This is a genomic window from Amycolatopsis palatopharyngis (assembly GCF_003385185.1).
GTDB lineage: Bacteria > Actinomycetota > Actinomycetes > Mycobacteriales > Pseudonocardiaceae > Amycolatopsis > Amycolatopsis palatopharyngis.
The window spans coordinates 1-12,287 of sequence record NZ_PQHZ01000029.1 but is presented as its reverse complement, the minus strand read 5'-3'; the positions used below and the strand labels follow the sequence as shown (position 1 = coordinate 12,287).

Annotated in this window: 12 protein-coding genes; 2 read left to right on the top strand and 10 right to left on the bottom strand. The window is 69.1% G+C overall.

What is annotated here, in order from left to right:
• Positions 1-58 precede the first annotated feature (58 nt).
• From D0C15_RS21025 to D0C15_RS20985, 9 genes are all read right to left on the bottom strand, one after another.
• Positions 59-913 carry an FAD binding domain-containing protein gene (locus D0C15_RS21025; RefSeq protein ID WP_116048247.1) on the bottom strand — a complete coding sequence of 285 codons (855 nt, stop codon included), beginning with the start codon at positions 911-913 and terminating at the stop codon, positions 59-61.
• Complete coding sequence (locus D0C15_RS21020) at positions 910-3,378, bottom strand: xanthine dehydrogenase family protein molybdopterin-binding subunit (protein WP_116048245.1); 2,469 nt, start codon at positions 3,376-3,378, stop codon at positions 910-912. Before D0C15_RS21020 ends, D0C15_RS21025 begins: the two co-directional genes overlap by 4 nt.
• A complete protein-coding gene (locus D0C15_RS21015) occupies positions 3,378-3,929 on the bottom strand; it encodes a (2Fe-2S)-binding protein (protein WP_116048242.1) in 552 nt (183 codons plus the stop codon). Before D0C15_RS21015 ends, D0C15_RS21020 begins: the two co-directional genes overlap by 1 nt.
• A gap of 320 nt (positions 3,930-4,249) precedes the next feature.
• Positions 4,250-5,362 (bottom strand): XdhC family protein, encoded by a 1,113-nt coding sequence (locus tag D0C15_RS21010; protein WP_116048240.1) that lies wholly within the window; start codon positions 5,360-5,362, stop codon positions 4,250-4,252.
• Positions 5,355-6,464: a vWA domain-containing protein gene (locus D0C15_RS21005; RefSeq protein ID WP_116048238.1), complete on the bottom strand. Its 1,110-nt coding sequence runs from the start codon at positions 6,462-6,464 to the stop codon at positions 5,355-5,357. Before D0C15_RS21005 ends, D0C15_RS21010 begins: the two co-directional genes overlap by 8 nt.
• Before the next feature lie 10 nt (positions 6,465-6,474).
• Complete coding sequence (locus tag D0C15_RS21000; protein WP_116048235.1) at positions 6,475-7,497, bottom strand: cobalamin B12-binding domain-containing protein; 1,023 nt, start codon at positions 7,495-7,497, stop codon at positions 6,475-6,477.
• A 14-nt stretch (positions 7,498-7,511) separates the two neighbouring features.
• Positions 7,512-8,870, bottom strand: a complete 1,359-nt coding sequence (locus D0C15_RS20995; RefSeq protein ID WP_245976074.1) for a PP2C family protein-serine/threonine phosphatase — start codon at positions 8,868-8,870, stop codon at positions 7,512-7,514.
• 73 nt (positions 8,871-8,943) lie between these two features.
• On the bottom strand, positions 8,944-9,738 hold the full coding sequence (locus D0C15_RS20990; RefSeq protein ID WP_162830176.1) for a SigB/SigF/SigG family RNA polymerase sigma factor: 795 nt from the start codon (positions 9,736-9,738) through the stop codon (positions 8,944-8,946).
• Entirely contained in the window at positions 9,735-10,160 is a 426-nt protein-coding gene (locus tag D0C15_RS20985; protein WP_342768590.1) for an anti-sigma factor, read from the bottom strand. Before D0C15_RS20985 ends, D0C15_RS20990 begins: the two co-directional genes overlap by 4 nt.
• Before the next feature lie 138 nt (positions 10,161-10,298).
• On the opposite strand from D0C15_RS20985, the gene D0C15_RS20980 reads away from it, so the two are divergent.
• The gene (locus D0C15_RS20980) at positions 10,299-10,607 is read left to right on the top strand and encodes a WhiB family transcriptional regulator (RefSeq protein WP_116048230.1); all 309 of its coding nucleotides are present in this window, start codon (positions 10,299-10,301) and stop codon (positions 10,605-10,607) included.
• A gap of 170 nt (positions 10,608-10,777) precedes the next feature.
• Positions 10,778-11,128, top strand: a complete 351-nt coding sequence (locus tag D0C15_RS20975; protein ID WP_116048227.1) for an STAS domain-containing protein — start codon at positions 10,778-10,780, stop codon at positions 11,126-11,128.
• A gap of 12 nt (positions 11,129-11,140) precedes the next feature.
• On the opposite strand, the gene D0C15_RS20970 is transcribed toward D0C15_RS20975, so the two are convergent.
• Positions 11,141-12,028 (bottom strand): AAA family ATPase, encoded by an 888-nt coding sequence (locus tag D0C15_RS20970; RefSeq protein ID WP_116048225.1) that lies wholly within the window; start codon positions 12,026-12,028, stop codon positions 11,141-11,143.
• Positions 12,029-12,287: the final 259 nt, after the last annotated feature.

The following is a 12,287-nucleotide window of genomic DNA, read 5'->3' as shown; positions in this document are numbered from 1 at the left end:
ATCATGGCCACTTCGGGAGCGAGAACGACGCACCCGAAGTGGCCATGGTGGCTTGCTGCTAGACGCTCACCGCAGAGGTGAGGGCGCGACCGGTCAGGACCCTGGCCAGGTGCTGGCGATAGGCGGCGTCGGCGTTGCCGTCGGTGGCCGGACTGGTGCCCTCGGCCGCCTGCTGCGCGGCCTCGTTGATCGACTCCGCCGTCGCGGGCCTGCCGACGAGCGCCTGTTCGACGGCTGTGGCGCGGACCGGGACCGACGACATGTTCGTCAGGCCCACCCGTGCCTCCGCGATCGTGTCGCCGTCGGTGCGGATCGCCGCCGCGACGCCCACCATCGACCACGCCTGCGCCACCCGGTTGAACTTCTCGTAGTGCGCGTGCCACCCGGTGTACTTCGGCACCCTGATCTCGAGCAGGATCTCGCCCTGCCGCATGGACGTGGTGAAGAAGTCGGCGAAGAACTCCCGCGCCGGCACCGTACGCCTGCCGTCCATTCCGGACATCACCATCTCGGCGTCCAGTGCGAGCGCCGGTGCCAGCAGGTCACCGGCCGGGTCCGCGTGGGCGATCGAGCCGCCGAAGGTACCCCGATGGCGCACCTGCGGGTCGGCCACGGTGTCGGTGGCCTTGCGCAGCAGCGCCGCGTGTTCGGCCACCAGCGGATCCCGCTGCACGTCGTAATGCGTGGTCATCGCCCCGATCACCAGCATGTCGCCGTCCTCCCGGACGCCGCGCAGCTCGGGTATCCGGCCGAGGTCGATCAGCTTGGTCGGCGTGGCGAGGCGCATCCGCAGCACCGGCAGCAGACTCTGTCCACCTGCCAGCACCTTGGCGTCCTCCCCCGCATCGGCCAGAGCGCGGACGGCATCGTCCACAGTGGTGGGAGCAACGTAGTCGAAGGCAGCGGGGATCACTGCGCACCTCCTGTGGTTCCTGAGCCGGACGCGTCCATCGATCCAAGGCCTCCACCCGCTTCGGCACCGACTCCGCCCGAATCGGACGATCCGGTGTGGATCGCCGACCAGACACGCATCGGCGAGCAGGGCATCTCGACGTCGTTCACCCCGAGGTGACGTACGGCGTCGACGACCGCGTTGACCACGGCCGGTGTCGAGGCGATCGTGCCTGCCTCACCGACTCCCTTCACGCCCAACGGGTTCGTCGTGGAGCGCGTCTCGGTTCGGTCGGTGACGAACGAGGGCAGATCGGCCGCCGACGGCAGGAGGTAGTCGGCGAACGTGCCCGTGGTGAGCGTGCCACCCTCGTCGTGCACGGCCTCCTCGAACAGCGCCTGGGCGATGCCCTGTGCGAGGCCGCCGTGGACCTGCCCCTCCACGATGATCGGGTTGACCACGGCCCCGACGTCGTCGACACAGACGTAGGAGCGAATCGACACCCGTCCCGTCTCGGTGTCCACCTCCGTGGCACACAGGTGCGTGCCGTGCGGGAAGGAGAAGTTCTCCGGGTCGTAGGTGGCGTCGGAGTCCAGCGAGGGCTCCACCCCGTCGGGCAGGTCATGTGCGGCGAACACCGCCAGCGCGATGTCCTGGATGCCGGTGGACTTGTCCGTTCCCTTCACCGTGAACTTGCCGTTCGCGAATTCCAGGTCGTCCTCCGAGCACTCCATCATGTGCGCGGCGATCGGCTTGGCCTTGGCGACGACCTTCTCCGCGGCCTTGACCACCGCGATCCCGCCGACGGCCAGTGACCGTGAGCCGTAGGTGTCCAGGCCCTTGTGCGAGGACTGGGTATCGCCGTGCAGTACCTCGATGTCCTCGAAACCGACGCCGAGCTGATCGGCCACGATCTGGCTCCACGCGGTCTCGTGCCCCTGCCCGTGCGCCGAGGCCCCGGTGATCACCTCGACCTTGCCGGTGGGCAGCATTCGTACCGCCGCGTGCTCCCAGCCGCCCGCGCCGTAGGACAGCGAACCGAGCACCCGTGACGGCGCCAGCCCGCACATCTCGGTGAACGTCGAGATGCCGATACCGAGCTGTACCGGATCACCGGACTCCCGCCGCCTGCGCTGCTCCGCCCGCAGACCGTCGTAGTCGAACAGTTCCTTCGCCTTGGCCGTGGCTGCCTCGTAGTTGCCGGAGTCGTAGGTCAGTGTCGAGACCGTCGTGTACGGGAACTCCTCGTGCTTGATCCAGTTCTTCTCCCGGATCTCCATCGGGTCCATGCCCAGCTCGGCGGCCAGCTCGTCCATCATCCGCTCGATCGCGAACGTCGCCTCCGGACGGCCCGCGCCGCGATAGGCGTCGGTGAGCGTGGTGTTGGTGAAGACGTTGGTGCAGGCGAACCGGTAGGCCGGGATCTTGTAGATCGCGTTGAACATGAACGCGCCGAGGATCGGCACGCCGGGCCCGACGAGTCCGAGGTAGGCGCCCATATCGGCCATCAGGTCGACCTTGAGGCCGGTGACCGTCCCGTCGCGTTTGGCGGTGATGGTCAGATCCTGGATCTGGTCACGGCCGTGGTGTGCGGCGAGCATGGTCTCCGAGCGGGACTCGGTCCACTTGACCGGCTTGCCGAGCTTCTGCGCCACCAACAGCGCCATGGTCTCCTCGGGCAGCACGGCGATCTTCCCGCCGAATCCGCCCCCGACGTCGGGGGCGATGACGCGCAGCTTGTGCTCGGGGATGCCGAGGGTCAGCGCCGACATCGTCTTCAGGATGTGCGGCACCTGGGTGGCCGACCACATCGTGAGCTGTGCGGCCGTCGGGTCCACCACGCAGGAGCGGGGCTCCATGAACGCGGGTACCAGCCGCTGCTGGCGGAAGCGCCGGGTGAGCACGATCGCGTCGGAGTCGGCTTCGGCCGTGCGGATGGCCTCCGCGACGTCGCCGCCGGATCCGGCCTCGGCCGAGTCGAACACCCAGAGGGCGTTCTGGTTCGTACCGAGCTCCTCGTGGACCAGCGGCGCGCCCTCGGTGAGTGCGTTCTCCAGCCCGAGCACGACCGGTAGGTCTTCGTACTCGACGTCGATCGACTCGAGCGCGTCGTGGGCCTCGTAATCGCTACGCGCCACGACCACCGCCACTCCCTCGCCGGCGAAGTTGACCTGCTCGGTGGCCAGAATCGGGCGGCGCGGATGCTTCATGTCCTCGGTTACCGGCCAGGCGCATGGCATCCCGATCTCGCCGCCTGGGTCGAGGTCCGCTCCGGTGAAGACGGCGATGACGCCCGGCATCTCCTTGGCGGCCGAGGTGTCGATCGAGGTGATCCTGGCGTGGGCCATCGGGCTGCGCAGCACCGCGAGGTGCAACATTCCCGGCAGGGAGATGTTGTCGGTCCACCGGGTGCGGCCGGTGATCAGCCGCGCGTCCTCCTTGCGCAGGCGTGCCTTTCCGACTTCGGGCTCGATCGTCGCGGTCATCACTCACCACCTCCGCCGACACTGCTGGCCGTGCGACCGGAGATATCGGCCCGTTCGTTGGCTACCCGCTCCGCATCGGGTCCGGCACCGGGGCGCATGTGATGGGCGGCGTCCTGAACTGCGCGCACGATGTTCTGGTAGCCGGTGCACCGGCAGAGGTTGCCCTCCAGCCCTTCGCGAACGGCCTTCTCGTCCGGATTCGGGTTGTCGGCGAGCAGGTCGAGGGACTGCATGATCATGCCGGGAGTGCAGAAGCCGCACTGCAAAGCGTGATTGTCGTGGAAGGCCTGCTGTACCGGGTGCAGCTCACCATCCCTGGCGAGACCTTCGATGGTGTTGACCTCGCAGCCATCGGCCTGCACCGCGAGCACCGAGCAGGACTTCACGCTGTGGCCGTCCAGATGGACGGTGCACGCGCCGCAGTTGCTGGTGTCGCAGCCGACCACGGTGCCGACCTTGCCCACCTGCTCGCGCAGGTAGTGGACCAGCAGCATTCGGGGCTCGATGTCATCGGTGTACTTGGTGCCGTCGACGGTGACGGTGATGCGCATGGCGTCTCCAGTGGTGGGGCTGGCAGTACACGGGCTCCCTGTGATCGACTCAGTGATGGGCCTCACAGTCGAGACTAATTGAGCGTGCTACTTCTGTCCCGTTGGGACAAGACCCTGATCGAGATCTGTACCGAATCCGCTGACCCGGCGAACACCCAAGCGGCGCGTCAGCGCCTCCACCGGGGTGTTGGCCGGGCGACGGGCGGGCGCACACCCGGCCCGCCGTGGCGCACTTTCCCGGGAAAGTGCCCTCGTTGCGCGTGCATCTATCGCACTTTCCCGGGAAAGTGCGATAGCTGGTGCGGACGGGGACGGGCGCCTCAGCCGTGGATGCGGCCGTCGAGTTCGGCGAGGCGCCGCCCGCCGCCGCCCCAGCGCAACGCGATGATCTCGGCGCCGATCGAGACGGCGGTCTCCTCCGGTGTGCGCGCGCCGAGGTCGAGTCCGATGGGCGAGGACAGCCGGGCGAGCTCAGCGTCGGTGAGGTCGGTGTCCTGTAATCGCTTCATCCGGTCGTCGTGCGTGCGCCGCGAACCCATCGCACCGACGTACCCGACGTCCAGTCGCAGCGCGACCTCCAGTAGCGGGACGTCGAACTTCGGGTCGTGCGTGAGCACGGTGACCACGGTTCGCTGGTCGACACGGCCCGCCTCGGCCTCGGCCTCGAGGTATCGGTGCGGCCAGTCGACCACCACCTCGTCGGCATCGGGGAACCGGCTGGTCGTGGCGAACACCGGCCGCGCGTCGCACACCGTCACGCGGTAGCCGAGGTATGCGCCGAGACGTGCCATCGCGGCTGCGAAATCGATCGCGCCGAACACCAGCATCCGCGGACGCGGCTCGAAGGAGTTCACGAACACCGCCATGCCCTCACCGCGGCGCTGGCCGTCCGGCCCGTAGTGCAGCATCTCGCTGCGCCCGCTCGCCAGCAGTCCGCGCGCGTCGTCGGCGACGGCATCGTCACTGCGATCCGATCCCAGGCCGCCGGACACCCGATCCGGCCAGACGATCAGCCTGCGGCCGATCCGCTCCGGCTCCGGATGCTCCACCACCGTCGCGATCGCGACCGGCCGCCCCTCGTGCACGGCCGCCACGATCTCCGAGAGTTCCGGTAGCGACTCCCGGTCGATCCGCTCCACGAAGATGTCGATGATCCCGCCACAGGTGAGCCCGACGGCGAACGCGTCGTCGTCGCTGACGCCGAAGCGCTGCGACACCGGCATACCTTCGTCGAGCACCTGCTGAGCCAGTTCGTACACCGCGCCCTCGACGCAGCCACCGGACACGCTGCCGACGACGTCGCCACCGGAACCGACGAGCATCGCCGCGCCAGGGGCACGCGGGGCAGAGGAGAACGTGGCCACGACCGTTCCCACGCCCACGCTCTCTCCGGCCGACCACCGCCGGTGCAATTCGTCCAGCACATCACGCATCTCGGATCTCCAGCAGCAGTCGTTCGAGAGTGGCCAGGCTGTGTCCGGCCAGCAACCGGTCAAGGTGCGGGAGCGCGGCGGCGATGCCGGACTGCACCGGAGCGTAACCCGCCCGGCCCGCGTGCGGGTTGACCCAGAGCACCGAGCGGGCCAGCCTGCGCATCCGCGCGAGCTGTTCCCCGAGTAGCGCGGTGTCTCCGCGCTCCCATCCATCGGAGAAGACGACCACGACGGCCTGCCGTGCGAGACCACGCTGGCCCCACCGGTCGAGGAACACTCGCAGCGTCTCCCCCAGCCTCGTGCCACCCGCGAAGTCGGCCACCGCATGGGCGGCGCCGAGCATCGCCCGTTCCGCATCCCGCTGCCGCAACTGTCGCGACACCCGGGTCAGCCGGGTGCCAAGGGTGAACACCTCAGTCGACGCGGGAGCGGAACGCACTACGACATGCGCGAACCGCAGGAGCGAGTCGGCATAGGGCGTCATCGAGCCGGAAACGTCGATCAGCAGCACGACCCTGCGTGGCCGCCGGGACCGGTCGCGGTACGAAAGGCGCACCGGCTCACCGCCGCCCGCCAGCATCGCGCGCATCGTCCGCGCCGGATCGAGGCCGCCGCGCCGGGCCCTGCGTCTGCGTAGCGACGATCGCTGCGGTGGTACGGGCCGTAACAGCGCGAACAGTTCACGCAGATGCGCCCGCTCGGCCGCGGTGAGTTCGCCGAGGTCGCGCCTGCGCAGCACCTCCGAATCGCTGGCCGCGACCCGCATCTCCTCGCCTGAGGGGTCGGCGGCCGAGATGGCGTCCGGCTGAGTTGGGGAGGTCAGCGCGGCCAGCACGCTCTGCCTTCGCTGTTGGGCCGGTCGCGACGTCCTGCGGGGCGGTGTGGTCGCGAACCACGCGGCGAACGCCTCGTCGTAGCGGGGCAGGTCATCGGGATCGGCGCAGAGGGTGACCCTGCCTGCCCAGTAGAGCTGGCCCGGATCGGCGAGATCCAGCGCCTCTGTGGCCGCGAGAAACGCCTGTACCCGGTGGGCGTCGCAGGGCAGACCAGCCGCGCGCAGCGCGACAGGAAACCCCACCAGTCCCGGGATCGGTTCGCCCATCCCACCATTGTCACCCCACGGAGGCCGCCGAGTGCGGTGATGCGGGCCAGTATTCGTGGACGAGGTCCGCCGCCAGCGGGAATTCCCGCACGTTCCGGGCCAGCGCTTCGGCGAGATCGCGGATCGGCGTGCCTCGGACTCCGCGCGCGCCGAGCAGGCCGTCCACCCACCGAGCCGCCTCGGACAGAATTCTGGTGTCGCCGGTGACGAGTGTGGCCTGAAGCGCGAACAACACCTGCTCCACACCTTCCCGCCACACGGTCGCGTGCTCCCTCGCTGCTGCCGCCGCTTCCGGCTGCCAGCTGCGCAGGACCTCGGCCACCAGCCAGGAGTGGTGCACGTCCAGCGCCCGCTGCTCGGCCAGTGGCCGGACCGGCAGCGCAGGTGCGGGCGGGACCACCGTGGGCAGCCGGGCGATCACGTCCACCACGTCCCTGACGTCACCGGCCCACCCGGTCGCACCGAGGGCGGCGGCGCGCACGCCGTCCGGGCCGAACGCCGCACCGCCCGCGAGGACCGGGATGCCGCATTCCGTACTGGCCTCGATGAATTCGCGGGTGCTGGGTAACGCACGCAGGACCGAGCAGCTGACCGCGGTCACGTCCGGACCGATGTCGTGCAGGTGGGAGACAAAACGTGCCTGCGGAGTCGAGGCGCCGAGGAAGTCGACCTCCCAGCCGTCGGCCCGCAGCCCGTACGCGACGAGCAGCGCGGGCAACAAGTGCCACTCCCGTTCGGCACAGGCGAGCACTACCCTGCCTCGGCTCACCGGCACGCGCCTCGCGTGGCGCGCGACCACCCCGGCGGCGGCCACCGAGACTCCGGTCGCCGCATGCTCTCTGGCCACCGACCACTCCCCGCGCAGCCAGCGCTCACCGACCCTGCGCTGTGCGGCGGCGATGATCTCGACCAGGACCGGCAGCACGCCCGCGCCGGCGTCGAGCAGGTGTTCCACGTGTCGAACCGCCACGGTGGTGTCGGCGGCTTCGAGGGCTCGCTCGAACTCCGCGAGGTCCTCGACGGCAAGCCGCACTCGCGTCTCCTCGCTCAGCGGGCGGTGTCCGCCATCTCCTGGCCAGCACCCTCACAGCGCAGTGCGAGCAGCGCGATGTCGTCGTGTGCCCGGCCGTCGAGGTGGTCGATCACCTGCTGTTCCACTGCCTCGCACACGGTATCCGGCTCGGCCCCGGCATAGGCGGGCAGCAGGGCTCGCAGCCGCTGGACGCCGAACATGTCCTCCGGTCCCTTCGCCTCGCACACCCCGTCGGTGTAGAAAAGCATGAGGTCGCCGGGGCGCAGCTGGATGGTGATCTCGGCGTAGGAAAGGTCGGGCAGCACGCCGGACAGCGTCCCGGACAGCTCGGGCTCCTCGACCGTGCCGTCACCGCGCAGAACGAGCGGGGCCGGATGACCCGCGAGTGCCAGTGTCACCTCGGCGCTGCCGTCCCGGCGGCCGGGACGGACCCTGGCACAGGCGACAGTGACGAACCGGTCGGAATCCGCGCCGTAGAGGACGTCGTTGAGCGCCGTGAGAATCGTGGCGGGGGACCTGTCGAAATGCGCCGCGGTGCGGATCGTCTGCCTGGCCCTGCCGGTGAGCACAGCCGCGTCGACGCCCTTGCCACAGACGTCGCCGATGACGAGCGACCAGTCGTCGTTCGCGCCGTGCAGATCGTAGAAGTCCCCGCCGATGGACATATGTTCCTTCGCGGCGCGGAACCGGGCCGAGACCCGCATGCCGGGTATCCGCTCCAGTACCGGCGGGCGCAGACTCGCCTGCAACACCGAGGCGACCTCGCTGCGTTCCTCGTACAACGCGGCGGAGTCGAGGGTGACCGCAGCCCTGCGCGCGAACTCCTCGGCCAGGGTGCGGTCGGCTTCGGCGAACGCACGACCGTCCCCGCGCACCAATACCAGCGCGCCGAGGGTCGACCCGCGCGCCGTCAGTCCAGCACCCAGTACTTCCGCGGGCCGCTGGGCGGCGGCGCGCGCGCACAACGACTCGTCCGGAATGAAGGTGGCGAGGCTGTCCGCAGCGGGCGAAACGGAGTCCAGGTGCAGTAGGTCGGTGTGCCCGCCGCGGCGGATGCGGTCGAGCGCCGCGGGGCCGTCGCCGAGCTCGGGCAGGAAGAGGGGCTCGGTGACCGATCCCCCGGCTCCCAGGGAGACAAGGCGTGCGCCGCGACCGTCGAACAGCGCGAGCATCATCCAGTCGCCGAGGTAGGGCACCCCGAGGTGCAGTAGCTGCAGGAGTGTCCTGCGCACATTGAGCGAACCGGCCAGCCTGCGGGAAACATCCTGCATGAACGCCGCGCGTTCCAGGGCGTGTTCCAGCGCCGAGTTCTCCTCGGCCATCCGATCACGCGCCATGGTCTCTCCAGGGCTGTCCCCGAGCAACGCACCCACCCCGCGGCCTCCCTCACCAGCTCCGGCCGACCTCGTCGCTGCAGACCCTACGTGCCACGGTGTCAACTGCCTGTCACCCCATCGGACCCGCACTCTCCCCGATCCTGGCGCGCAACTGGCGCAGGGTGCCTGCCAGCAGCCGGGACACCTGCATCTGGGAAACACCTACCCGGCGAGCGATGTCGGACTGGCTCAGGCCGAAGCCGAACCGCAGCAGAACGATCTTGCGTTCCCGTTCCGGCAGGTCCTCGACCAACGGCCCGATCAGCGCCCGCAGTTCCGCCTGATCGAGGTTGTCGTCCGACGAGCCGAACACGGCATGGGTCGACTCCTCCATCAGCGCGTCGAGCGAAGTGCCGTACTGACCCCGCTCGGCGAGCAGGCCCTCGTGCACTTCCTCCCTGCTGATGCCGAGATAGTCGGCGAGTTCACTCGGCCGCGGCGCCCTTGCCAGCCGGGTGGTGAGTTCCTCCCGTGCCGCGGCGAGCCTGCCGTGCAGGTCTTTCAGCCGCCTTGGTACCCGTACCGACCAGCCGGAATCCCGAAAGTAGCGACGTATCTCGCCGGTGATGGTGGGGACGGCATAGCCGAGAAACTCGGTGCCGTGCTCGGGATCGAACCGATCGATGGCGTTGATCAGGCCGACGGTGCCGACCTGCAGCAGATCCTCCATCGACTCCGCCTGGCCGCGATAGCGCCGAGCGAGGTTACGTACCAGGCCGAGGTGGTGATGCACCAACTGTTCCCGCAGGCGTTCCCTGCGGCGGTCACCCGGCTCGAGCGCACGCAGCTGCCGGAACAACTCGGGCACGTCGGCGTCCCGAATGCCCGTGGAACCGCGCCCGCCGTCGTCGTCCCGCTCGGTCACCGGGCGACCGTCGCGCAGTCACGCGCGAGATCGATCTTGGCCCGGAAGCCGCCGTCCACCTGGTCGATCGACCTCTCCACGGACGTCACCAGCGCGTTGAGCAGCTGCCAGCCGAGTGCGTCCGGGGCTACCAGGCCGGGCTGTTCGGTGAAGACGGAGACGCTCAGTTCGATCCGTCCGGCACCGTAGCGGAAGTCACAGTCGAGCTGACCGTCGGAAGCGGCCGGCAGCAGCAGCGAACACGCTTCGTCCACGGCCATCCGGAGATCGTCGATCGCGTCGAGATCGAAGTCCAGGCGCATCGCCAGGTCGGCACCGATCGTACGCAACGTAGGAATCACCTCTGGCGTGGCCGAGGTCTGCACCCGCATCGAATGCGAGGCCGGCGACGCCGAATCCTCCGCCACGAACTGCTGCGACACTGTCGCCTCCTCCGTCAATCGCGGCTGTGCCGCTGACATGCCCCCTCATACGGTAGTTCAAACACATCGACGTTTGATCGTCACGGCAGCCGGGTAGCAGCAGATCGGACATGAAGATCGCTGAAGGGCGGGGACGAGATGGCCGATGTGAGCCGACTGCCGGTCGTGGTCGCTGAAGAGTGGGAATGGCAACTGCACGGGGCGTGCCGTGGCGCCGACAGCAGTCTCTTCTTCCACACGGACAACGAACGCGGACTAGCCCGGGAGTCCCGGGAACAGCGGGCCAAGGCCATCTGCCGGTCCTGCCCGGTATTGGAGCAGTGTCGTGAGCACGCGCTCTCGGTACAGGAGCCGTACGGCATCTGGGGTGGTCTCGGCGAGATCGAACGGCGCGAGATGTTCCGGCGCCAGCGCCGCGCGCCGAGGGAGACCGCAGGCAAGAACTGAACACTCCGGGTGATCGACAGGGCCGTCATCCGCTCGGCTAAAGTCGGGTATGTCCCGTTGCACGGACAGCGCGCACCAATCAGTGTGAGTACCCGTCCCGATGCCACGGCCGGCGCTTGAGACCACAGGCGCATACCGGGGTCGCATCGGTAAGCCTGAGGAGAGTTCCTATGAGCGTCCCTGGTCTGGATGCCCAGACGCCCGGCTTCAGCATCACCACCACCGCCGGAGACGGCGAGTGGCGCGTGGCCGTCGCCGGGGAACTCGACCTGTTGACCAGCCCGCGGCTGCGGGAAGCACTGACAACGGTCGTTGACGACGGGCAGCCAGGCGCCCTTGTGGCCGATCTGTCCGGGGTGACGTTCTTCGACTCGTCCGCGCTGAACACACTGCTTCAGGTCCAGCGGCACGCTCAGGAGCGCGAGGTCGCGATGTCGGTGGTGGCGAGCGCCGCGGTAGAGCGGGTCATCACGCTGGCCGGCGTCGACGAGCACCTGACCTGGAGCGCGGCCGAGGCCTGAGGCCGCGCGGCCTCACGCGAGCAGAGCGTCCAGCTTGGCTCGCATGCGCTCGGCGTCCTCGCTGTACTTGAGCACCGCGCCGAGGGTGAGTGCCGCGGCCTCCGCGTCGAGTTCGTCGCGGTCCAGCGCCAGCAGTGCCTGTGCCCAGTCCAGTGACTCGGCGACGCCGGGTGGTTTGAGCAGTTCCAGGTCACGCAGCCTGCGAACCGCGTCGGCGACCTGGTGGGCGAGACGATCGCCGATACCGGGGATGCGGCTGCGCAGGATGGCGATCTCCCTGGCCAGTCCCGGATGTTCGAGCCAGTGGTAGAGACAGCGGCGTTTGAGCGCGTCGTGCACCTCCCTGGTTCGGTTCGACGTCAGCACGACCAGCGGTGGCGTCTGCGCGCGCACCTCGCCGTACTCGGGAATGGTGACGGCGTTCTCGTCCAGTAGCTGCAGCAGGAAGGCCTCGAACTCGTCGTCGGCCCTGTCGATCTCGTCGATCAGCAGGACGCAGGGCGCGGTCGTGAGGGCACGCAGCAGTGGACGAGCCAGCAGGAACCGCTCGGTGTAGAGGGACTGCTCCGCGGCGTCGACGTCGAGACCGCCGCCGCTGGAGGCCTCCAGCGCACGCAGGTGCAGCAGCTGCCGAGGGAAGTCCCACTCGTACAGCGCCTGGGCCGCGTCGATTCCCTCGTGGCACTGCAGCCGGATCAGGGGCTGGCCGAGTGCCTCGGCGAGCGCCAGCGCCAGCGCGGTCTTCCCGGTACCGGGCTCGCCCTCGCAGAACAGCGGCTTCCGCATCCGGATCGCGAGGAAGGCGGCGGTGGCCACCCCGGCGTCGGCGAGATATCCGACCTTCTCCAGTGTGTCGGCGAGCTCCGCGGGAGAGCCGGACAACTCGGTGGCACCTGTCACACCCGCAGTCTAGGGCCTCCCCGATCTTCCGCAGCCTGTCCAGACCGCACCTACGTCCCCATCCGCCCCTCCCGCACCCAGTTGGTGCGTCTGCAAGTACGCCCAAGCAAGATCGACTTCGCAGTTAACTACACCCAACTCGCGTATGTGGGGCCGCTCGCTTGGGGTGGGTTAGCGACGACTTTGATCTTGCTTGGTGGTACTTGCAGACGCACCAGGCGGAGTCCGGGAGGGCTGGGTCGGGGATCAGGCCGAGGGC

Bases quoted from the DNA above. Each gene is read 5' to 3' on its own strand.
- D0C15_RS21005 (WP_116048238.1), bottom strand. From the start codon at position 6,464: ATGGGCGAACCGATCCCGGGACTGGTGGGGTTTCCTGTCGCGCTGCGC.
- D0C15_RS21020 (WP_116048245.1), bottom strand. From the start codon at position 3,378: ATGACCGCGACGATCGAGCCCGAAGTCGGAAAGGCACGCCTGCGCAAG.
- D0C15_RS21015 (WP_116048242.1), bottom strand. From the start codon at position 3,929: ATGCGCATCACCGTCACCGTCGACGGCACCAAGTACACCGATGACATC.
- D0C15_RS21010 (WP_116048240.1), bottom strand. From the start codon at position 5,362: ATGCGTGATGTGCTGGACGAATTGCACCGGCGGTGGTCGGCCGGAGAG.
- D0C15_RS20975 (WP_116048227.1), top strand. From the start codon at position 10,778: ATGAGCGTCCCTGGTCTGGATGCCCAGACGCCCGGCTTCAGCATCACC.
- D0C15_RS20980 (WP_116048230.1), top strand. From the start codon at position 10,299: ATGGCCGATGTGAGCCGACTGCCGGTCGTGGTCGCTGAAGAGTGGGAA.